At 64.0% G+C, this 21,875-nt stretch carries 21 protein-coding genes; 9 read left to right on the forward strand and 12 right to left on the reverse strand.

Translation table 11 applies throughout. The features are described 5' to 3' along the window. Positions 1 to 40 precede the first annotated feature (40 nt). The 8 genes from AC6I9R_RS12665 to AC6I9R_RS12700 form a co-directional block, all read right to left on the reverse strand. Positions 41 to 820 carry a hypothetical protein gene (locus AC6I9R_RS12665; RefSeq protein ID WP_461425924.1) on the reverse strand — a complete coding sequence of 260 codons (780 nt, stop codon included), beginning with the start codon at positions 818 to 820 and terminating at the stop codon, positions 41 to 43. Between the two features lie 66 nt (positions 821 to 886). Continuing rightward, positions 887 to 1,444, reverse strand: a complete 558-nt coding sequence (locus tag AC6I9R_RS12670; RefSeq protein WP_461425925.1) for a sarcosine oxidase subunit gamma — start codon at positions 1,442 to 1,444, stop codon at positions 887 to 889. Beyond that, positions 1,437 to 4,451, reverse strand: coding sequence for a sarcosine oxidase subunit alpha family protein (locus tag AC6I9R_RS12675; RefSeq protein WP_461425926.1), 3,015 nt, complete (start codon positions 4,449 to 4,451; stop codon positions 1,437 to 1,439). Before AC6I9R_RS12675 ends, AC6I9R_RS12670 begins: the two co-directional genes overlap by 8 nt. Beyond that, positions 4,448 to 4,771 carry a sarcosine oxidase subunit delta gene (locus AC6I9R_RS12680; protein WP_461425927.1) on the reverse strand — a complete coding sequence of 108 codons (324 nt, stop codon included), beginning with the start codon at positions 4,769 to 4,771 and terminating at the stop codon, positions 4,448 to 4,450. Before AC6I9R_RS12680 ends, AC6I9R_RS12675 begins: the two co-directional genes overlap by 4 nt. Before the next feature lie 3 nt (positions 4,772 to 4,774). Further along, positions 4,775 to 5,509, reverse strand: coding sequence for a glycosyltransferase family 32 protein (locus tag AC6I9R_RS12685; RefSeq protein ID WP_461425928.1), 735 nt, complete (start codon positions 5,507 to 5,509; stop codon positions 4,775 to 4,777). 54 nt (positions 5,510 to 5,563) lie between these two features. Continuing rightward, on the reverse strand, positions 5,564 to 5,800 hold the full coding sequence (locus AC6I9R_RS12690; RefSeq protein ID WP_461425929.1) for a hypothetical protein: 237 nt from the start codon (positions 5,798 to 5,800) through the stop codon (positions 5,564 to 5,566). Positions 5,801 to 6,006: 206 nt separating this feature from the next. Further along, on the reverse strand, positions 6,007 to 6,516 hold the full coding sequence (locus tag AC6I9R_RS12695; RefSeq protein WP_461425930.1) for a hypothetical protein: 510 nt from the start codon (positions 6,514 to 6,516) through the stop codon (positions 6,007 to 6,009). Beyond that, on the reverse strand, positions 6,513 to 7,757 hold the full coding sequence (locus AC6I9R_RS12700; RefSeq protein ID WP_461425931.1) for a sarcosine oxidase subunit beta family protein: 1,245 nt from the start codon (positions 7,755 to 7,757) through the stop codon (positions 6,513 to 6,515). The genes AC6I9R_RS12695 and AC6I9R_RS12700 overlap by 4 nt, the downstream gene beginning before the upstream one ends. A gap of 205 nt (positions 7,758 to 7,962) precedes the next feature. Between AC6I9R_RS12700 and ccmI the strand changes: the two genes are divergently transcribed. The 4 genes from ccmI to AC6I9R_RS12720 are packed head-to-tail and all read left to right on the forward strand — an operon-like array spanning position 7,963 to position 10,437. Beyond that, entirely contained in the window at positions 7,963 to 9,204 is a 1,242-nt protein-coding gene (gene ccmI / locus AC6I9R_RS12705) for a c-type cytochrome biogenesis protein CcmI (protein ID WP_461425932.1), read from the forward strand. Then, positions 9,201 to 9,686, forward strand: a complete 486-nt coding sequence (gene ruvX, locus AC6I9R_RS12710) for a Holliday junction resolvase RuvX (protein ID WP_461425933.1) — start codon at positions 9,201 to 9,203, stop codon at positions 9,684 to 9,686. The genes ccmI and ruvX overlap by 4 nt, the downstream gene beginning before the upstream one ends. Then, complete coding sequence (locus AC6I9R_RS12715; protein ID WP_461425934.1) at positions 9,683 to 9,946, forward strand: DUF1289 domain-containing protein; 264 nt, start codon at positions 9,683 to 9,685, stop codon at positions 9,944 to 9,946. The genes ruvX and AC6I9R_RS12715 overlap by 4 nt, the downstream gene beginning before the upstream one ends. Then, positions 9,946 to 10,437, forward strand: a complete 492-nt coding sequence (locus AC6I9R_RS12720; RefSeq protein ID WP_461425935.1) for a hypothetical protein — start codon at positions 9,946 to 9,948, stop codon at positions 10,435 to 10,437. Before AC6I9R_RS12715 ends, AC6I9R_RS12720 begins: the two co-directional genes overlap by 1 nt. Here AC6I9R_RS12720 and AC6I9R_RS12725 read toward each other — a convergent pair. From AC6I9R_RS12725 to AC6I9R_RS12735, 3 genes are all read right to left on the reverse strand, one after another. Beyond that, positions 10,434 to 11,198, reverse strand: coding sequence for a hypothetical protein (locus AC6I9R_RS12725; protein ID WP_461425936.1), 765 nt, complete (start codon positions 11,196 to 11,198; stop codon positions 10,434 to 10,436). The genes AC6I9R_RS12720 and AC6I9R_RS12725 overlap by 4 nt on opposite strands. Beyond that, positions 11,195 to 12,019, reverse strand: coding sequence for a sulfite exporter TauE/SafE family protein (locus AC6I9R_RS12730; RefSeq protein WP_461425937.1), 825 nt, complete (start codon positions 12,017 to 12,019; stop codon positions 11,195 to 11,197). The genes AC6I9R_RS12725 and AC6I9R_RS12730 overlap by 4 nt, the downstream gene beginning before the upstream one ends. A gap of 61 nt (positions 12,020 to 12,080) precedes the next feature. Continuing rightward, a complete protein-coding gene (locus tag AC6I9R_RS12735) occupies positions 12,081 to 15,485 on the reverse strand; it encodes an indolepyruvate ferredoxin oxidoreductase family protein (protein WP_461425938.1) in 3,405 nt (1,134 codons plus the stop codon). A 158-nt stretch (positions 15,486 to 15,643) separates the two neighbouring features. Between AC6I9R_RS12735 and AC6I9R_RS12740 the strand changes: the two genes are divergently transcribed. From AC6I9R_RS12740 to grxD, 5 genes are all read left to right on the forward strand, one after another. After that, positions 15,644 to 16,558 carry a LysR family transcriptional regulator gene (locus tag AC6I9R_RS12740; RefSeq protein ID WP_461425939.1) on the forward strand — a complete coding sequence of 305 codons (915 nt, stop codon included), beginning with the start codon at positions 15,644 to 15,646 and terminating at the stop codon, positions 16,556 to 16,558. Positions 16,559 to 16,780: 222 nt separating this feature from the next. Continuing rightward, positions 16,781 to 17,254 carry a GNAT family N-acetyltransferase gene (locus AC6I9R_RS12745; RefSeq protein ID WP_461425940.1) on the forward strand — a complete coding sequence of 158 codons (474 nt, stop codon included), beginning with the start codon at positions 16,781 to 16,783 and terminating at the stop codon, positions 17,252 to 17,254. Between the two features lie 86 nt (positions 17,255 to 17,340). Next, positions 17,341 to 19,503, forward strand: a complete 2,163-nt coding sequence (purL, locus tag AC6I9R_RS12750; RefSeq protein WP_461425941.1) for a phosphoribosylformylglycinamidine synthase subunit PurL — start codon at positions 17,341 to 17,343, stop codon at positions 19,501 to 19,503. 60 nt (positions 19,504 to 19,563) lie between these two features. Continuing rightward, positions 19,564 to 19,800 carry a BolA/IbaG family iron-sulfur metabolism protein gene (locus tag AC6I9R_RS12755; RefSeq protein ID WP_461425942.1) on the forward strand — a complete coding sequence of 79 codons (237 nt, stop codon included), beginning with the start codon at positions 19,564 to 19,566 and terminating at the stop codon, positions 19,798 to 19,800. 124 nt (positions 19,801 to 19,924) lie between these two features. Beyond that, a complete protein-coding gene (gene grxD, locus AC6I9R_RS12760; RefSeq protein ID WP_461425943.1) occupies positions 19,925 to 20,284 on the forward strand; it encodes a Grx4 family monothiol glutaredoxin in 360 nt (119 codons plus the stop codon). Between the two features lie 105 nt (positions 20,285 to 20,389). Here grxD and der read toward each other — a convergent pair whose 3' ends face one another. Then, the gene (gene der / locus AC6I9R_RS12765; protein WP_461425944.1) at positions 20,390 to 21,829 is read right to left on the reverse strand and encodes a ribosome biogenesis GTPase Der; all 1,440 of its coding nucleotides are present in this window, start codon (positions 21,827 to 21,829) and stop codon (positions 20,390 to 20,392) included. Positions 21,830 to 21,875: the final 46 nt, after the last annotated feature.

Consider the following 21,875-nt stretch of genomic DNA (forward strand, 5'->3'; position numbering starts at 1 on the left):
GCATGGGGGGAACGTCAAGGGGCAAGCGGCGCGGGGCCTGTCACTTGGACAGAACGAGCGGCCGGACATCAAGGCGCGGAATGCTGGCCGGATCGCGCGGCCTGTTCTCGGGCCTGCGCCCGTACATGTACCAGGTCCGGCAATCGGCCCTTGGCACGTCAAGGACGCTTTGCGCACCCTCCGGCCCGTTGAACGCAACGCCGATGGTCTGCACGGGTCCTGCGAACAAGCCGCCAAGCCGGACGCACAGAAGCGGCCCATAGTGCTGCATCGGCACCGCGTCTTCCGGCACTTCGGCCACGCCGATCTGGATCCGGAAGGTCTGGCCATCGTAGTCAAACCCCTGAAGTCCCGTTTCAGTTTGCGGATAGGGGATGTCTGCGATCCTCTCCACTTCCCAATAGGTAAGCTCCTTCGTGACCATTCCGCGGAGCGAGGCAAAGAACATCCAATCCCAGGCGATGGTGCCGACCAGAACGCAGGCAATGACGATCCGCGCGCCCCGCGCTTTGGGGGCCGTGCGCAGGCTATGGAGGGTGAAGCCCAAGGCCACTGCCGCCGCAAGGCCCACGACCAAGCCGATGAACAGCAAGGTGTGGCGCTGGTCGCGTATGAATTCGGCGGGCATGTAGTAGCCGCCATCGATCCCGCGCGAGACGACAAAGGCCTGCGCGAAAAGCGATGGCGCGACCCCGATCAGCATGGCAAATACGATCAGGCTCGGGCCGGGACCCTGGGGGAAGAACCGGGTCCGGGGCGGTTGAGCGGTCGTCGGGGCCAGCGCGATCGCGCGCGCGGGGCTATGGGGCGTAAAGGACATCCGGACCTCTGACGAATGGAGCGTGCCCGGTCTGGATATTGCTTGGATGCGGCCAGATTGTGGCGCTTAGCGCGGGGTGAAATACCCCACGTCGCCACCCGGTGCCGCGGCATTGCTGAGCAGGTCAAACGCGTATTGCGCGACGGAGCGGAAGCAGATGACGGTGGCCGTATCGCCCTCGATCCAGAGCGCGGCTGGAACCTGCGCCAGACGGGACCGTCGGACTTCGCCCGAGGCCAAAGCGCCCAGGTCAGCGGGTGTCAGCTTGCCGAGCACGTCTTTGCACGCCGCGCCTTCCAGATGGAACACCGCGCGCGCGTCGGAGACGTTGACAGCCAGATGGTGCTGGCCTTTGAGCGCCTCGGACAGCTCGGACACCAGCGCGTCGGCACGCCCGTGATCGCAGAGGATCAGCACCTCGTCCGGGGCCATCCAGGCCACCGAGATGTCACCCCGCGCGATGCGCCGGGCCTCGGGGATATCCTGACCCGTGACCGTTTTGACCGCAGGTGCGGCCTGTGCCAGATCCGCCTTCAGCGTGATCATCCCGTGAAGGCCCGCTTCCGCGACACGCACTAGGCCCGCATAAACTTCGCCTTGCAATACACTGACAGCATTAGACATTTTGCTTGGCTCCTTCCGGGTCAAAGAACACAGGATTGACGATTTTTGCCGGCACCGTGCTGCCGTCCACCTTGTTGAGCTGGATCGTCTCACCCATCCGGTCCGGGCCGTTCAGGACCAGCGCCATCGCGATGCCGCGCTTCATGGTGGGCGAGTAATAGGTGGAGGTCACGCGCCCCTCGACATTGGCCTGTCCGTTGGCGTTGGTGCCCGCAGCGACCGCATAGGCGCCGTCGGACAGCACGGATTTGTCTTGCGTCTCCAGGCCCACCAACTTCCAGCGATTGGGATCGACCATATACTGCCGCTCCTGCCCGCGTTTGCCGAGGAAGTCCTCTTTCTTCTTGGAGATCGCCCAGTTGAGGCCGAGGTCCTGGGGGATCACCGTGCCGTCGGTCTCATCCCCGATCATGATGAAACCCTTTTCGGCGCGCATGACATGCAGCGCCTCGGTCCCATAGGGCGTCGCGTTGAACTCCGCGCCCGCCGCGTGCAGCGCCTCCCAGAACGCGAGGCCTTGGGAGGCCGGGACGGCGATCTCGTAGCTTAACTCGCCCGAGAAGGAGATGCGGAAGACGCGGGCATCGAACCTGCCGATCTTGCCCTCGGCCATGCCCATGAAGGGCAGGTTTTCGGCCGACAGGTCGAAGTCCGCGCCCAGTTTCTCCAGCAGTTTCCGGGCGTTGGGGCCAACGACCGCGACCTGCGCCCATTGCTCGGTCACATTGGCGGTGAAGACCTTCCAGTCCCACCACTCGCACTGCAGCCAATCCTCCATATGGGCATGGACGTGATCGGCGCCGCCCGAGGTCGTGTGGCAGAGGAACGTCTCCTCATCGAGGCGGACGACGACGCCGTCATCCATCAGGAAGCCGTTCTCGGAGCACATCAGACCATAGCGGCATTTGCCCGGTTTCAGACTGCTCATCATGTTGGTGTAGAGCATGTCCAGGAATTTGCCCGCGTCCGGGCCTTTGACGATGATCTTGCCGAGGGTGGAGGCGTCCAACAGCCCGAGGGACGTGCGGGTGGCGTTGATCTCTCGCGTCACGGCCTGGGCGTGGGTCTCGCCGTTTTGGAGGTAGGTGTAGGGGCGGCGCCAGCCGCCGACGGGTTCCATGTAGGCGCCCTTCGCCTCGTGCCAGGCGTGCATGGGGGTACGGCGGAGGGGCTGGAAGATCTCGCGGCTCGCTTCGCCTGCGATGGCACCCATGGAGATGGGGGTATAGGGTGGGCGGAAGGTGGTGGTGCCGACGCGCGGGATCTCTTCATTCAATGCATCAGCTAGGACCGCGAGGCCGTTGATATTGCTGAGTTTCCCTTGATCTGTGGCCATGCCAAGCGTCGTATAGCGCTTGGTGTGCTCGACGCTCTCGTAGCCCTCGCGCGCTGCCAGCTGCACGTCGGAGACCTTCACATCGTTCTGGAAATCGAGCCACATCTTGGAGCGTTTCTTGTAATCTGCGCCGTGGGGCATGACCCAGACAGGCGCCAACCCCTCCTCGCTTGCGCTCCTCGCAGTTGATCCTTGGCTTGCGGTCTTTCCAAGCGTTTCCAGCACCTTGCCGGTGTTTGTTGATGTGTTTTCTAGCGTCTCGGCAGCCAACACCGCGCCGTCAGCGCTGCCGACACAGGTCACGAAACCTGCACCGTCCTGGTTCAGGGGCGGACGCGTGGGATCAGGGCGGAAGAAGGCGTTCGCGGCGTCCCAGGTCAGCTTGCCACCGCAATGGGACCAGAGGTGGACGACGGGCGACCAGCCGCCGGACATGGCCACTGCATCGCAGGGCACTTCCTCGGTGATCAGCCCGTCACCATCCTGCGCGCAGAGCGCGACGGAGACGACACTGCGCAGGCCTTTGACCTTTGCGATCGCCGTATTCACTTTAACTTTGATGCCCAACGCGCGGGCTTTGTTGGGTAATTCGCCTTCCGCTGAAGGCCTCGCGTCAACGACACAGGCCACCGACAACCCGGCCTCCACCTGTGCAATCGCCGTGCGGTAGCCGTCATCGTTATTGGTGACGACGACGATGTTCTCGCCCGCCGCCACGCCGTAGTTCACCAGATAGTCGCGCACGGCGGAGGCCAGCATCACCCCCGGTTTGTCGTTGCCGGAGAAGCTGAGCGGCCGCTCCAATGCGCCGGTGGCCGAGATGATCTGGGCCGCGCGGATGCGCCAGAGGCGGTGGCGCGGGCCGTCCAGATCGGGGGCGTGATCGGTGAGGCGTTCATACCCCAGCACGTAGCCGTGGTCATAGACGCCCGCCACCATCGCACGAAGGCGGAGATCCACATTCTCCATGCTTTCAAGCTCTTGCACGGCGTTCTTCACCCACTCCTCGGCGGGCATTCCGTCCACTTCAACGCCGTCGACCGGCGCGCGCCCTCCCCAATGGGCGGTCTGCTCCATCAGCAGCACGCGCAGGCCCGCGCGGCCCGCGAGAAGCGCGGCTTGCAGGCCCGAGATGCCGCCGCCTGCGATCACCAGATCGACATGGGCGAAGAAGTGCTCGTATTTTTCGGGGTCGCGCGTTTCCGGGTGCGGGGCTTTGCCGAGGCCCGCGGATTGGCGGATGAACGGCTCAAACACATGTTTCCAGAAGGCGCGCGGGAAGAGGAACGTTTTGTAATAGAAACCGGCAGGAAGGAAGCGGGCGACCAGCCCGTTGACCTCGCCCACGTCGAACTCCAGCGAGGGCCAATGGTTCTGGGACGTGGCCTCCAGCCGCTCGAACAACTCGGTCGTGGTGGCGCGCTGGTTCGGCTCGTGGGTGACGCCCGAGCCGAGGTTGACCAGCGCATTGGGTTCCTCCGCACCGCTGGTCATGATGCCGCGCGGGCGGTGGTACTTGAACGAACGGCCCACCAGCGTCTGACCATTGGCCAAGAGCGCCGAGGCAAGCGTATCGCCCGCATGGCCGCGCATCCATTTGCCGTTGAAGGTGAACTTTACGGTGGTCGAACGGTCGATCAGACGACCCTTGCTTTTAAGACGAAGGCTCATGGCTCTGCCCTCCAGCCGGGTCGTTTGGCGTCGATCTTGGCGATGATCTCGGCGGGCGGCTCCGTCGTTTGCGCGGAATACGTCCCGAAGACCTCCAGCGTGGCCGTGTCGCGGGCGGCCAGGAACCACTTGCCGCAGCCTGCCGCGTGGCGCCAGCGTTCAAAATGGACGCCTTTGGTGTTGGGGCGCATGAACAGATATTCCTCGAACTGGTCATCGGTAGAGCCCGGTCCGAAGCGTTTCAGATGCGCCTCGCCCCCGGGCGCAAGCTCGGTTTCGCAGGCGGAGATGCCGCAATTGGGGCACGTGAGGGTAAGCATGATCTACGGGTCCTCGGAAGGGTCAGCGGTCAGGGGCAAGGGGTCGGTGGCGTCGAGCACATGGGCCACGTCGTCAAAAAGCTGCGGGTCGGGCGCGCCCTCGTATTTGTCGAGGGTGGTGCCCCAATGATGCTCCGCATAGATGCGGCCGGGGCCGTCGTAACGCGGCGCATTCTTGTTTTTGGGAACGACGAAGTAAGCGGGCCAGATCCGCAGATCGCGGATCTCTTCGCGGTATTTCTCTACCAAACCGCGCAGGAACAGGTTGCCGACGCTGATCCAGGGCTGGCGCGCGGTCTCGGGCGCATCGGCGTAGGTGGTGTGGATCTCGTCCAGCGTCAGGGCCAGCGTGTGGGTGCCGGGGGCCGAGGCCAGGAAGGGCGTCAGCTTGCAGCGGCCCTTGGGATAGGTGTCATAGCAGGTGTAGGTGCAGGGCTCGTTGAACAACTCGTCACAGTTGCGCAGCGCCTCGAAATCGGATCCGGGGATGAAGCCGCCCTGCTCAAACAGGATCTCGTAGCGCATCAGGTCGGCCACGCCTTCGAACCGGCGCTGGCGAAAGAAATGCGCGATCAGGCGCTGGTTGCGCCAGCGCCGCCCGGTTAGATAGGCGTTGTCATAAAGAGTGTAGGCCCAATCGGGATGCAGATCGCGCCAGGATTGCAGCCAGCGCTTGGGCGCGGGCCGGTCCCCGATCCAAATATGGCCGAGGCTCTTGGGGATGGCGACTGCGCTCATCGGGCGGTGCCTGCGACTTTGGGCGAGGTTGCCCCCGCCCAAAGGTTAACGCCGTTAATCCACGATGACAGGCGCGGTTGGGTCGACGACGGGCGCCCCGTCCGAGGGCGCGACCGCAGCAGGTGCCGCCCCTTCCTCGGGCAACGTGCCGCTGCCCCCGCCCATGAACAGCATGGCGAGAATGAACAGCACGATGATCCCGGCGATGAAGATAAGCGCGCCGGACCCAGAGCCGCCGCGCGAGGGCGGGGCGTAGTCGAAGTTGCGATTGTGTTGGTCGTAGTCAGACATGAGGTGTCCTCCATTTCTGCATGCCCAAGTGTGGGCGTGCAGGTGGAGGCGGCATAGGACAGGGGCAAAACCGGGCGTTTTGCGCCAAAAAGGGCCGGATCGGGCGTATTTCGTGCGCTGAAACGTGCCGCGTCCCTGTACGATGACGTATTTCGATCAGGACTTGATGATCGAGGAACGTTAACGAAAAATCCAGATTTTGACATCTAAAGCCCCCAAGACCGGAAAGCGTTTAGAAGTAAATCACCAAAACCCCAGATGGTAGTTGCGAGCAATAGCGTCGAGAGCTCGTACGTCCTCAGGTCCAATTCCCATTTCTCCAGAACGTCCTCAAATGCCGTTTTGCTTGCGTGCGCATGTTCCATGGCGTCCCTTTGCATGGGCATCGATTGATCGTAATTCAGCTGTAGCCCGATTTGAGAGGCAAAGTTCTCTAACTCAGTTCGCGCCACTACTCTTATGTTATTGTCCAGACTCTGGCGTCCAAAAAAAGAGATTATGCGCCGTTCAGCCTGGATCTTTAACAACGTAAAACCAGCCATCGCCAATGCAGCAATCGTTGCTGCGGCTCCCAATCTAGCGAATTCTTCTGGTGAACAGACCGCAGCGCCTGCCCCAAGCACTGCACAACTTCCGTACCAAAGGACGCGCGGGCCATACAACGCAATCAATTGGCTAAGCCGTTCGCGGCTCAAAATGCGAGTACTCGCGCTCAATGCGCCACCCCTGCCGCCACGCTTTCGTCGATGAACCGCCCCTCGCGGAAGCGCTCCATGCCGAACTCTGCCGTCAAAGGCGAGTGCCCCTTGGCCATCAGTTCCGCAAAGCCCCAGCCCGAGCCGGGGATAGCCTTGAACCCGCCGGTGCCCCAACCGCAGTTCATGAACATGCCTTCCACCGGCGTCTTGCTGAGGATCGGAGAGCGGTCGCCCGTCACGTCCACGATCCCGCCCCATTGGCGCAGCATCTTGAGGCGTGAGAGCATCGGGAAGGTCTCGATCAACGCGCGCACGGTTTCCTCGATGTGGTGGAACGACCCGCGCTGGGTGTAGTTGTTGTAGCCGTCGGTGCCGCCGCCGATGACCATCTCGCCCTTGTCGGACTGGCTCAGGTAGCCGTGGACCGTGTTGGCCATGACGACCACGTCCATGCAAGGCTTGATCGGCTCACTCACCAGCGCCTGCAGCGCAACCGACTCCATCGGCAGACGGAAGCCCGCCATCTCGGCCAGGACGCTGGAATGGCCAGCCACCACGCCGCCCAACTTCTTGCAGCCGATGAACCCCTTGGAGGTCTCGACGCCCGCAACCGCGCCGCCCTCAACCCGCACGCCCGTCACTTCGCACTGCTGGATGATGTCCATCCCCATGTCCGAGCACGCCCGCGCATAGCCCCAGGCCACCGCATCGTGGCGGGCCGTGCCGCCGCGAGGTTGCCAGAGCCCGCCCAAGACCGGATAGCGCGGGCCTTCGATGTTCATGATCGGCACCAGGCGTTTCACCTCATGCTTGTCGATGAACCGCGTTGCCACCCCTTGCAGCGCATTGGCCTGGGCCGTGCGCAGGTAGCCGCGCACCTCGTGGTGGGTCTGGGCCAACATGATCACGCCGCGGGGCGAGAACATGATGTTGTAGTTCAGATCCTGGGACAGCGTCTCATACAGAGACCGCGCCTTCTCGTAGATCGCCGCCGACGGGTCCTGCAGGTAATTCGACCGGATGATCGTCGTGTTGCGGCCGGTGTTGCCGCCGCCAAGCCAGCCCTTCTCGATCACCGCGACATTGGTGATCCCAAAGTTCTTGCCCAGGTAATAAGCCGAAGCCAACCCGTGGCCCCCTGCCCCCACGATGATCGCGTCGTAGCTGGCCTTGGGCGTGGGCGAGCGCCAAGCACGCTCCCACCCGTCGTGGTGACGGAAGGCTTCTCGGGCAATGGCAAAGGCAGAATACTTACGCATGGATGGGGCTCCGAACCTGTCTCTTTGCTTTTGGGGGGACGCGCGAAAAAGAGGATACTGCCCGCGACCTATGAAGTGCAATTTGCGACGCCCTGCCATGTTGTCGCGCCCCAAGGGGAAATCGGCTTTGCGCGCGCCCCGCGCCTTTCGTTTTGGGCCGGGGCATCTTATGTGAGGCAGGCAAGAGGGAGAGGGACCGCACGACATGGCATTCTGGATTGCAGCGGGCTTTATTTGCGTTGTGGTGGCGGGCATCGTGTTCCTCGCCGCACGCCGCCCGGTCCAGGCCGCCTCCCCCGCTGCCGCCTATGATTTGCAGGTCTACCGCGATCAATTGGCCGAACTTGACCGCGACGTCGCACGCGGCACCCTGTCCGAAGATGAGGCCGAGCGTGCCCGTACGGAAGTCAGCCGCCGGATCCTCGATGCCGACCGCGCCTTGAACGCGGGCCAGCGCACGGAAGGCGCCTCGCGCACCGGGACAGCGATCATCGCCTTGGGGCTTGTGGCGACCATTGCGGGCGCCCTTTGGACCTACTGGCAGATTGGCGCGCCCGGCTACCCGGATCTGCCGATTGACCAGCGCATCGCGATGATCGAGGAAGCGCGCGAAAACCGCCCCTCCCAGGAACTGGCGGAAGAGCAAGTGCCAGACGTCCCCGCGTCCGACGCCGACCCAGAGCGTGCCGCGATGGTCGCGCAGCTGCGCACGGTGATGGAGCAGCGCCCCGACGACACCGAGGGCCTGACCCTTCTGGCCGCGAACGAGGCGATGTTGGGCAATTTCCGCGCCGCCCACCGCGCGCAGACGCGCCTGATCGGGCTTCTGGAAGGCGACGTGACGGGTCGCCACTACATCGACCTGGCCGAGATGATGATTTTCGCCGCCGGCGGCTATGTCTCGCCCGAGGCGGAAGAGGCCCTGCGCATCGGCCTGCAGTTGGAGCCCCGCGACGGCACCGGACGCTACTACGCCGGAGAGATGTTCGCCCAACAGGGCCGCCCCGATCTGGCCCTGCCGATCTGGTCCAACCTGCTGGCCGAATCCCGCCCCGAGGCGCCCTGGGTCCGGCCCATTCGGGCGCAGATCGCCGACATCGCCTTTGCCGCAGGGGTGGAGCTGGACCCTGCCCTCCTTGCCGCCCCGCGCGGTCCCACGGCGGCGGATATGGCCGCGATGGAGGGGCTCGATCCTTCCGAGCAGCAGGCGATGATCGAGACGATGGTCGAAGGTCTGGCGGATCGCCTGGGCACGGAAGGCGGCACGCCCCAGGATTGGGCGCAGCTGATCACCGCTTACGGCGTGTTGGGTCGCACGAATGCGGCGCAGATCGTCCATGAAGAGGCGTTAAGCGTTTTTGCGGAGTTCCCCGAAGCGCTGGAAATCGTCGAAAGCGCTTTTCGCGCCGCGATGGCCCGAACCGGGTCTGCGGACGACGGGCAATGATCTTTGAAACCCTTGAGGATTTCGCCGGGGCGCTCGCGCCGATGCGTGGCCTTGTGGGGCTGGACCTGGGGACCAAAACCATCGGCGTGGCGCTCTCGGACCGGCTTTTGACCTCGGCCAGCGCCCTGGAAACCGTGAAACGCAAGAAATTCGGGCTAGATGCGGATGCGCTGGCAGGGGTGATCGCCAAGCATGAGGTTTGCGGGATCATCCTGGGGCTGCCCCGCAACATGGACGGCTCCGAAGGCCCCCGCGCCCAGGCCACCCGCGCCTTCGCCCTCAACCTGTCGCGCCGCGCCGATTTCGCGTCGCTTCCCATCGGCTTCTGGGATGAGCGGCTGAGCACCGTCGCGGCGGAACGCGCGTTGATTGAGGCGGATACGACGCGAAAACGTCGCTCCGAGGTTATTGATGCGGTCGCCGCAAGCTATATCTTGCAAGGCGCGCTGGATCGTCTGCGCCATTTGAGGACTTCGGCATGACAGACACCAACTCCAAGCGCGCTTCCAGCGACGACATTTGGAAACGCGATGAGATCCAGTCGCCCTGCGTCAAGATCTGCATCATCCATCCCGAGGCGCGGCTCTGCACCGGTTGCCTGCGTTCCATCGACGAGATCACCCAGTGGTCCCGCCTCACCCATGAGGCCCGCGCCGAAGTGATGGCAGACCTCCCCTCGCGCGCGCCGCAACTTCTCAAGCGGCGCGGGGGACGGGCGGCGCGGCTGCGGCGCGGCACCTAGTGGCGCGCGCGGGCGAAAGCTTCGGGCCGAACAAGCAGCGGCCCCAGACCCCGGCAGAGCATCGGCGCGCGTCGTGGTTGATAGCGGGCTTTGCGGGCAGCTGGATTGGCCTTTTGGTCTTCTACCCCATCGTGATGGTCTTCGCGCTTGGCGACGGCGATCTCGCCGCTGGGTGGGCTGCCGCGACTGAAGGGGGCATGTTCCTGATCATCCTGCCCGGCATCGTCCACCTGATCCTTGGCCCTGCGCCGGTCTGGGCTGTCATGGCGTTCTGGCTCGGGCGGCAGGGCGACCGCGACCCGGGCGCGGCCCCCGCCACGGCGGTGAACTTCGCCGTCGCGGTCCTGGCGCTGGTGCTGGCACAGGTCCTGGTGGTCGGCGCCTCAAATCTCGCGCGCGTCGCGACCTCGCCGCAGATGCTGGCCAATATCGGGGTGCTGGCGGTGATGTTCATCACCTACCGCGCCCGCCTGCCCCGCGCGCAATCCTAAGGCGCCGTCAGCCAGCGGTCCGCATCCTCGAAACACGGCCTGAAATACGCAATCGCTCGCCCCTCCGTCGCGGCCATTGCCCCCTCGCGCCAGGGGGCCACGCCGTGGATCGTCATCCGATGCAGAAGCACCGTATCGCCGGGCGTGAGCGGCACTTCGATCCTGGGGCAGGTTCTGAACACCTCGTCGCGCGCCGCCTTGTAGAGGTCTGTCACGTCGGTTTGCGACCAATCGCGCGGCGCGATGCCATCGAAAGCCCGCGTGAAGGCGCGGCGGATCACCTCATGGCTCTTGTGCCAAATGACCAGGGGGGCCGCATCGGCGTCCGCCTCTGTCAGGGGCAGCCCGATGATCCAGGCGTGGGGCTCTTGCAGATGCCGACGCTTGTCTGGCCCCACCGGCAACAGCCCGTCCAGATGAGCGGCGTCGCGGTCGCGGCGGAAGCGATGGTTGGCCGCGCTTTCCCCGTCATCCTCCCGCGGGTAGCCCGGATAAGTGACCGAGACCTGCGCCCTATGCAGCCCTGCCACACCCGTCACCGCGACAGCTGCGTCAAACGCCCGCCCGCCCAAGGGCGGCCCGCCTGCAACGCGCCCGGCGGCGTCATTGTCCAACGCATCAACACCCACGCCCCAGGTGCCGCCATGGCGACGCGGCTCCTGTGCTGCGGCTTTCAACGCAGGCCCGCGCGCCGCCGCGATCCAGGCCTCTACCGCAGGCTCTGGCCCAAATACCTGCCATCCCGCGTCCAGCCAGCTCAAAACCCAAGCGCCTTGCGCAGCATGTTGAGCGCCATGACCATGATGAACACCGCGAAAATCCGTTTCAGCGGCTTGGGGTCCATCGCATGGGCCAGCTTCACGCCCAGGGGCGTTGTGACCAGCGTCATGGCAATCACCGCGACGAAAGCCACCAGGTTCACTTGCCCCAGGGTAAACGGCGGGCGCCCCGCGCCCTCTGCCGATGTCAACAGGAAGCCGATGACGGCGGGCACGCCGATCAGCACGCCAAAGCCCGCCGCCGTGGCGACGGCGCGGTGAATGGGGACCGAGAAGAGCGTCATCAGGGGCACCCCGAAGGACCCGCCGCCGATGCCCATCAGGACCGACAGGAACCCCAGCACCGGCGAGGTTGCCACCGTCCCCACGCGCCCGGGCATCTGCGCGCCCAACCGCCATTCCGCCCGGCCAAACGCCATGTAAAGGCCCACGCTCAGGCCCAGGACACCGAAAATGCCCATCAGCACCTCGTTGCGCAGCCCGCTGGCCGCCACCACGCCCAAAGCTGACCCAATCGCGATCCCCGGTCCCCAGGCGCGCAGGATCGCCCAATCGACCGCGCCTTTCTTGTGGTGGCCGATGACCGAGCGCACGGAGGTCACCACAATCGTGGCCAGCGAGGTCGCCAGGCAGATCTGCATCAACCCGTCAGTCGCATAACCAAGCCCCTCAAACGCAAAGAAAAACGCAGGCACAAGCACGATGCCGCCGCCCACGCCCAAAAGTCCGGCGATGACACCGGACAGGGCGCCGATTGCCAGGATCAGCGCCAGCATCGGCAGAAATTCGGCTAGTTCCGGCATCTTGCCCCCCTTCTTCGCGCCACGCTCTAACGCGCCCGCGACAGGGGGGAAAGGTGGAAAACTATTCGGCGGCCTCGTGCGTGACGGTTCCACTGGCCTCCAGCATCGCCAGCAAATCCTCGCGCTGGATCGCCGCCTCATGGCCGTTTTGCTCCTGGACCGGACCAAAGCCGCGAATGCTCAGCGGCAGTTCCGCCAGCGCCAGAAGCGCCCCCTGGGGCAGCGCATCTGCGCGCGGCAAAAAGCGGGCCATGTCGGTCTCGTATTGTTTGATCCGCGCGCGCTCCGTCCGCCGTTCCGAGCTATAGCCGAAGACATCCAAAGGCGTGCCCCGCAGGCGCTTCATCTTCGCCAGAACCTTGAAGACACGACCCACCCAGGGGCCGAATTCCCGCTTCCTGGGACGCCCCGCCGCATCACGCCCCGGTAGCATCGGCGGCGCGAGATGGTAGGTCATCTTGAAGTCGCCCCCGAAGGTCTCGCGCGCCTTGGCTTCCGTCTCCAGATGAAGGCGGGCGACCTCGTATTCATCCTTGTAGGTCAACAGCTTATGGTAGCCCTTGGCGACGGCCTCTTTCAGGGTCGGCTCCTCCACACTGTCGACCAGTTTGGCATAGCGCTTGGCCAGCCGCTTGCCCTGATACGCCTCCAGATGCGCTTTGCGGAAAGCGATCTTCTCGTCCAGCGTCTTCGGCTTTCCCACAACGTTGGACGTGGTCAACCGCGTCGCCTGATCGGGGTTCACGACCGCCCAACGGCCCATCTCGAAGGCCTGTTTGTTGGCCTCGATCGCGGCGCCGTTCATGGCGATGGCCTCCACAATGGCGGCGTGGGTTAACGGGATTAACCCCATCTGCCAGGCCGCGCCGAAGGTCATCATGTTGGAATAGATCGAGTCCCCCAGCAGCACGCGCGCCAGCTCGGTCGCGTCAAACAACACCAGCTTGTCACGGACCCGCGCTTGCAACGCGACCTCCAGGTCCTTGCCCGGAATGGTGAATTCGGTGTCGAGGGTGAAATCACCGGTGGTGATCTCATGGCTGTTGACCGCCGCCCCGGTGCGGCCCGCCTTCATCTGGCTCAACGTCTTGGCCCCGCCTGTCACCACCAGATCGCCGCCGATAACAGCGTCAGCCTCTCCGGCCCCCACCCGGATCGCAGCGATATCCTCGGGCTTGTTCGCCAGCCGCAGGTGAATCGCCACCGCGCCGCCCTTCTGCGCCAGGCCCGCCATCTCGATCATCCCCGCGCCCTTGCCGTCGAGCTGTGCGGCCTGCGCCATCACCGCGCCGATGGTCACGACGCCCGTGCCGCCGACGCCGGTGACCAGCACGTTGTGGGTGCCGGTGATCGCGGGCAAGCTCGGCTCCGGCAGCCCGTCCAAATCGACAGACGCGCTGGCCTCTTTCTTGATTACCGCGCCTTCCAGCGTCACGAACGACGGGCAAAACCCTTTGACGCAGGAGAAATCCTTGTTGCAGGTCGATTGATCAATCGCCCGCTTGCGGCCCAATTCGGTTTCCACCGGCACGATGGACACGCAGTTCGACTGCACCCCGCAATCGCCGCAGCCCTCGCAGACGTCGGTGTTGATGAACACGCGCTTGTCGATATCGGGGAACGTCCCGCGCTTGCGACGGCGGCGCTTTTCGGCGGCGCAGGTCTGCACGTAGATGATCGCCGACACGCCCTTATGCCCACGGTAGACCTCTTGCACCTTCATCAGATCGTCGCGCTCAAACCGCTCCAACCCCTTGGGAAAGGCGCTGAAATCAACCTCTTCCTTGGGGTCATAGACCAGCGCGATATGCTCCACCCCCATGGCCTTCACCTCATGGGCGATGCGCGCGGGGTCCAGATCGCCCTCGTTATTCTGGCCGCCGGTCATGGCGACGGCGTCGTTGAACAGGATCTTGTAGGTGATGTTGGTGCCTGCAGCCAAAGCGGCGCGGATCGCCAGAATGCCGGAGTGGTTATAGGTCCCCTCGCCCAGATTCTGGAACATGTGATCGCGGGTGGAAAACAGGCTCTCGCCGACCCAGTTCACGCCCTCGCCACCCATGTGGGTGTAGGCCTCGGTCTCGCGGTCCATCCACTTGGCCATGAAGTGACACCCAATGCCCGCGCCCGCGCGAGAGCCATCCGGCACCTTGGTCGAGGAATTATGCGGACAGCCCGAGCAGAACCACGGCGTGCGTTTGGCCAGATCCGGCGCATTGGAGGCGCGCATCGCCTCTTCCACCTGCGCCATGCCCGCGCGGATGCCGTCGGTGGCGCAGCCTTCTTCCTCCAGGATCGCGCCCAGTTTCATCGCGATATCGGCAGGGTCCAGGGCAAAATGCGTCGGGAACAGCGTGTTACCGTGGCCATCGCGGTGGCCATAAACGCGGCGGCCCTGGCGATCATCAAAGATCGCCTCTTTCACCTGCACCTCGATCAGCTTGCGCTTTTCTTCCACCACAACGATCAGGTCCAGCCCCTCGGCCCAATCATGGAAGCCGCGCATGTCGAGCGGCCAGGTCTGGCCAACCTTGTAGGTGGTGATCCCCAGCGCCTCGGCTTGGGGCCCGTCAATCCCCAGCGCCTCCATCGCCGACAGCAGGTCGAGCCAGTTCTTGCCCGCCGCCACAAACCCGATCTTCGCGCCCGCGCGCCCGTGGACCCGCTTGTCGATTCCATTGGCGTGGGCGAAGGCCTCGGCGGCGTAGCGCTTGTGTTCCACCAGACGTTCTTCCTGGGGGATCCAGTGATCGCCCAAGCGGATGTTCAGCCCGCCCTCGGGCATCTCGAACTCAGGCTCCACAAAGGTCATCCGGTCAGGCCGCGCATCGACCACGGCCGTCGCCTCCACGTTGTCCTTCACGCATTTCAGCCCGACCCAGACGCCCGCGTACCGGCTCAACGCATAGCCGTAGACGCCGAAATCAAGGATCTCCTGCACGCCCGCCGGGCTCAGCACCGGCATATGGGCATCGACCATGGCAAAATCGGACTGGTGGCACACGGTGGAGCTTTCGCCCGTATGATCATCGCCCATCGCCATGATCACGCCGCCATGGCGCGACGTGCCCGCCATGTTCACATGGCGCATCACGTCGCCCGTGCGGTCGACGCCGGGGCCCTTGCCATACCACAGGCCGAAGACGCCATCGAAACGCCCCTCCCCCCGCAGCTCGGCTTGCTGCGCGCCCCAATGGGCGGTCGCGGCGAGGTCCTCGTTCAGGCCCGGCTTGAAGGTGATGTCAGAGGCCGCCAGCCGCTTGCCCGCGCGGGCCATCTGCAAATCGACCGCCCCCAGGGGCGAGCCACGATAGCCGCTGACAAAACCCGCCGTGTTCAGTCCCGCCGCGCGGTCCCGCTCCTTCTGCATCAGCATCAGGCGGACCAGCGCCTGGGTGCCGTTCAGCAAGACCGGGGATTTCGTCAGATCGAATTTGTCGTCAAGCGAGACCTGCTGCACTCCCATAGGGACCTCCCGTGCGTCAAATATCTGTCACCACTATAGGTCACAAATACTGACCTGTCTACGCGTGTCTTCACCCGATGCCGCCCTTGGCGTCAGAAAGCCTTTGCACCCGCAGCATCGCCTCCCTACGTTAGCGCCATCAACGGGAAGGTTGGGTCATGGATTGGGACAAGTTACGCATTTTTCATGCAGTGGCCTCGGCTGGGTCGCTGACCCATGCGGGCGATACGCTCCACCTGTCGCAGTCCGCCGTGTCCCGCCAGGTCCGCGCGTTGGAAGAGAACCTGGACACGACGCTGTTCCACCGCCATGCCCGGGGGTTGATTCTGACGGAACAGGGAGAGCTTCTTTACGACGCCACCCGGCACATGACCAAACGGCTCGACACCGCCTCGGCGCGCATCCGCGACAGCGAAGAAGAGGTGTTCGGAGAGTTGCGGGTGACCACCACCATCGGCTTCGGCTCCCTCTGGCTCGCCCCGCGCCTGCCCGCGCTTTATGAGAAATACCCCGATCTGAAAATCGACCTGATGCTGGAAGAACGCCTGCTCGATTTGCCGATGCGCGAGGCTGACGTCGCCATCCGCATGAAAGAACCCAGCCAGGCCGATCTGATCCGCCGCCGCCTGATGACGATCAACATGCGCCTCTATGCGACGCCCTCGTACCTAGAGAAGAACGGCACGCCGACCAGCATCGAGGACCTGGGCGATCACCGCCTGATCTCGCAAAACGCCTCTGCCGCGCAGGTCAGCGCGGGCGCCATTCTGGTGCGCGAGTTGATGAGCTACGATGTCGGCTCCACCCTGTCGGTGAACAACTACTTCGGAGTGCTGCAAGCGGTGATCCATGACCTGGGCATCGGCGTCCTGCCCGATTACCTGACCCAGGATTTCCCCGACCTCGTGCGCGTGTTGCCCGAGATCGAATCCGCCGAAGTGCCTGTTTTCCTCGCCTATCCCGAAGAATTGCGCCAATCCCGCCGGATCGAAGTGTTCCGCGATTTTGTCAGTGAAGAGGTCATCGCCTATCGCCGCCGACAGCGCGAAGTGGAGGCTGCACCGCCTGCTTAATGCTTGTGCAAACGGTCCCTAAGTCTGTGTGCTATGCGCCACAGACATATCAGGTTTGCGTGCGCAAGCCCCTATTTGCCTTGATTGTGAGCCAATTGATTAATAGTTATTCGGTATTGAAGAGGCCGATCTGGTCACTTCAATACCTCCCTGTTGGACTTCGGCCGAGATTCGTCTCGGCCTTTTTTTTGGGGTGATGCCAAGGCCTTACGGGAGGGCTTCGTGACTGTTTCGAAAATAGAAACAAACCCGGATTTCGCCGACTGGGCCGCGCTGGAGGCGCTTTTGCGCGCGGCCTATGCGCCCATGGAAGGGCGCATCGATCCGCCCTCGTTCCTGACCACCATGACACTTGCCGATATCGCTGCCAAGGCGCGGGATGAGGATCTGTTCCTTGCCCGTGACCAGGGCCAACCCGTCGCCTGCGGCTTCGGCACGGCGCGCGGGCGGCTCTATGAGGTCGGCAAGGTTGCCGTAGCCGCCTCGCACCGCAAACAGGGTTTGGCGCGGATGTTGATGGAGGCCGCCGCAACCCGTGCCCGCGACAGGGGGCTGGAGGCTCTGCAGCTCTATGCCCGGGTCCAGCTGGTCGAAAACCACGCCACCTATCTGGCCCTTGGGTTCAAGCAGACAGGCACCTTCACCCACCCCGGCTTCACCCAACCCACGGCGCTGGTGTTCCAGCGGCCCCTCTAAGGCTTCCAACCGCCCGCAAGGCCGCTTATAGAGCCCCCAAGACAGGGGACAGGGCGGTCGCAGCCGCGCAAATCTGGGGAATACGCATGACCGAACCCGCCATCACACCCGATGTGATCGCCGCCCACGGCTTTACCGACGACGAATGGGCCGAGGTGCAAAACATCCTCGGCCGCGCGCCGAATTACACCGAGATGGGCATTTTTTCGGCCATGTGGAACGAGCATTGTTCCTACAAATCCTCCAAGAAGTGGCTGCGGACGCTGCCCACGGAAGGCCCGCAAGTCATCTGCGGCCCTGGAGAGAACGCCGGCATCGTGGATATCGGCGACGGCCAATGCGTTGTTTTCAAAATGGAAAGCCACAACCATCCGTCGTATATCGAGCCCTATCAGGGGGCGGCCACCGGCGTTGGCGGCATCCTGCGCGACGTCTTCACCATGGGCGCGCGACCCATCGCGGCGATGAACTCGCTGTCCTTTGGCGAAACCGCCCACCCCAAGACCCGCCAGCTTGTCCACGGCGTCGTGGAAGGCGTCGGCGGCTACGGTAACTGCTTTGGCGTGCCGACTATTGGCGGAGAAGTCCGCTTCCACGCCGCCTATAACGGCAATTGCCTGGTCAACGCCTTTGCCGCCGGTTTGGCCGACACAGACAAGATTTTCTACTCAGCCGCCTCGGGCGTTGGCATGCCCGTCGTCTACCTGGGCGCCAAGACAGGCCGCGATGGCGTCGGCGGGGCCACCATGGCAAGCGCCGAGTTTGACGACACGATTGAGGAAAAACGCCCCACCGTCCAAGTCGGTGATCCGTTCACCGAGAAGCGCTTGTTGGAGGCGACGCTGGAGCTGATGGCCTCGGGCGCCGTGATCTCGATCCAGGATATGGGGGCAGCGGGCCTGACCTGCTCCGCCGTGGAGATGGGCGACAAGGGGGGCCTTGGGATCCGCCTTAACCTCGACGACGTGCCGGTGCGTGAAGAGGCGATGACCGCCTACGAGATGATGCTATCCGAGAGCCAGGAGCGGATGCTGATGGTCCTCAAGCCCGAGTTGGAAGACGTCGCGCGGGCGATTTTCGTGAAATGGGATCTGGATTTCGCCATCGTGGGTGAGACGATCCCCGAGGATCGCTTTTTGATTGTCCACAAAGGCGAAACAAAGGCCGACCTGCCGCTGTCCAAGCTGGCCTCCACCGCACCGGAATACGACCGCCCCTGGGTGCCGACGGAACCGGCGGCAGAGATGGACGCCGTGCCCGAAGTCGACCCCATCGACGCGCTGCGCGCGCTGGTGTCTTCGCCCAATTATTGCTCGCGCCAGTGGGTCTATCAGCAGTACGACCACCAGGTGATGGGCGACACAGTCGTCTCGCCGGGCCTCGGCGCGGGTGTGGTCCGGGTCCATGGCACCGGGAAGGCGCTGGCGTTTACCTCTGATGTGACGCCGCGCTACGTGAAGGCGAACCCGGTGGAAGGCGGCAAGCAGGCGGTGGCGGAAGCTTACCGCAATCTGACCGCCGTGGGGGCCAAGCCCTTGGCCACGACGGACAATATGAATTTCGGCAACCCCGAAAAGCCCGAGATCATGGGGCAGTTTGTGGGGGCGATTCAGGGCATCGGTGAAGCCTGCAAGGCGCTCGATATGCCGATCGTGTCGGGCAACGTCTCGCTTTATAACGAGACCGATGGCGCGGGCATTCTACCCACGCCCACGATCGGCGCGGTCGGTCTCCTCCTCGATCACGTCCGTGATCTCCTCGCAGGTGTTGCGCGGGAGGGGCATGTGCTTTTGTTGGTGGGCGAGACCACCGGTCATCTAGGGCAATCGGCCCTGCTGTCTGAGGTGTTCAACCGCGAGGACGGCGATGCGCCTGCGGTCGATCTGGAGGCCGAGAAGCGCAACGGCGACTTCATTCGTGACAACCGCGAATGGATTGGCGCCTGCACGGACCTGAGCGATGGCGGCCTGGCGCTGGCCGCTTTCGAGATTGCCCATGCGGCGGGCTGCGGCATCACCCTGGACGTTGCCGATACCCCGACGCTTTTTGGCGAAGATCAGGCGCGCTATCTGATTTCCACCTCCTTCGATAAGGCCGAGGCCTTGATGGTGGCCGCAGGTCGCGCGGGCGTGGCGTTGAGCACCGTGGGCAAAGTGGGGGGCGATCTGGTGCGCATTGGCCCCTCGGACGCGCCGCTGGCGGCCTTGTCGGACGCCTATGCATCCAGCTTTGCACAAACCTTCGCGTGACATGCTTGCGGCGGGGGTATCCCCGCCCTACATTTCTGTTCGATATCCAAGGAGCCGCCCATGCCGATGCAAGCCTCTGAAATCGAAACGCTGCTGCGCGAGACGTTTCCGAACGCCAAGATTGAAGTCAGCGGCAATGACGGCGTCCATATGGCGGCGATGGTGGTGGACGAGAGCTTTCGCGGCAAGAACCGCGTGCAGCAGCAACGCGCGGTCTATGCGGCGCTGAAGGGCAAGATGGACGGCCCCGCGGGCGATTTGCATGCGCTGGCCCTGACCACGAAAGCGCCGGAGTGATGCGCCGGCTCGCTATCGCCATCTGGCTTGCGCTGTTTGAACCACTTGCCCTCTGTCTCCGCCCCGTGCGGACCCAAACCATTCCCCTGCGCATTCGCCAGGACGACCAAAGGAACATGAGACAATGAGCGCTGAGACCCAGATCAAAGAGACCATCACCGGCAACGACGTGGTGCTGTTCATGAAGGGCACAAAATCGATGCCGCAGTGCGGGTTCTCCTCCCGCGTGGCAGGCGTGCTGAACTACATGGGCGTGGATTTCGCCGATGTGAACGTGCTTGCCAATGAGGAAGTCCGCCAGGGGATCAAGGATTTCTCGGACTGGCCGACGATCCCGCAGCTTTACGTGAAGGGTGAGTTTGTCGGCGGTTGTGACATCATCACCGAGATGACGCTGTCGGGGGAGTTGGACACGCTGTTCGCCGAGAATGGTGTCAGTTACGACAAGGACGCGGCGGACAAGATCCGGGAAGCGAACGCTTAAGGGATGTCGCCCTGGCCTTCGGCCTGGGCGACCGAGCGGGGGGCCAGCCCCCCGCACCCCCGGGGATATTTGGAGAACGGGGAATGAGGGGGTGGCGCGAGAGCGTCACCCCTTCTTTGTTTCGCCCTTTTTGACGTGTTTGTTGAGACGCGAGGGGGTTGATTTCTTGCGGTTCTTGTAGGGGTTATCCTCGGCCTGGCTGCGCATGTAGAGGCGGATCGGGGTGCCGGGCATGTTGAAATCCTGGCGCAACCCGTTGATCAGGTAGCGCGAATAGGCCTCGGGCAGCAGTTGCGGGTGCGAGCACATGACGACGAAACCGGGGGGCCGGGTTTTGACCTGGGTCATGTAGCGCAGCTTGATCCGACGGCCGCCCGGCGCGGGGGGCGGATGCGCTTCGATCATCGCCGAGAGCCATTGGTTCAGGCGTGCGGTCGAGACGCGGGTGTTCCAGGTCTCGTGGATCTTCATGATCGCGGCGTGCAGTTTGTCGAGGCCCTTGCCGGTCTTGGCCGAGACCGTGACAAGGGGCGCGCCGCGCAGTTGCGGTAAGAGCTTCTCGAACCCCACCCGCAGGTCTTTCAACTTTTGTTGTTTCTCGGGCTCCAGGTCCCATTTGTTGACGGCCACGACGACGGCGCGGCCTTCGCGCTCGGCCAAGTCGGCGATGCGCAGGTCCTGGGACTCAAACGGGATCGCGGCGTCCAAAAGGACCACGACCACCTCGGCGAATTTGACGGCACGCAGCCCATCGGAGACGCTGAGTTTCTCCAGCTTTTCTTGCACCTTGGCGCGTTTGCGCATGCCTGCGGTGTCAAAAATTCGCATCGGCACGTCGTCCCAGTCAAACGTCAGGCCTATCGCGTCGCGGGTGATCCCGGCCTCCGGGCCGGTCAGAAGGCGGTCTTCGCCGATGATCTGGTTGATCAGGGTGGACTTGCCCGAATTGGGTCGTCCGACGACGGCAATTTGCAAGGGTTTAGAGCGTGTTATGACGCGATCTTCACCTTCTACATCAACGTCGGTTTCGGGCTCATCCGTGGGTTCCATGCCCTCAATCAGGGGGCGCAGCACGGCGGCGAGGTCGGCCATGCCTTCGCCGTGTTCCGCCGACAGCGCCAGGGGCTCACCCAGGCCCAGGGAATAGGCGTCCAGCAGGCCGGATTGACCCGCATTGCCCTCGGCCTTGTTGGCGGCCAGCACCACCGGGCGGCCCGATTTGCGCAGGATGTCGGCGAAGACCTGATCGTTCGCGGTCACGCCCGCGCGCGCGTCCATCACGAAAAGCGTCGCGTCGGCCATGGCCACGGCGCGTTCTGTCAGGCGGCGCATGCGGCCCTGCAGGCTGTCGTCATTGGCGTCTTCCAGACCCGCCGTATCGATCACCGTGAACCGCAGGTCGGCCAGCCGGGCCGCCCCTTCGCGCAGGTCGCGGGTTACGCCGGGTTGGTCATCGACCAGCGCGAGTTTCCGCCCGACAAGGCGGTTGAACAGCGTGGATTTCCCGACATTGGGACGGCCAACGATGGCGAGCGTGAAGGACATGGGGTCACCTTTGAAACAGACCGCGGCTCTACGCCCCTTTGGCCCC

Source organism: Gymnodinialimonas sp., assembly GCF_059726805.1.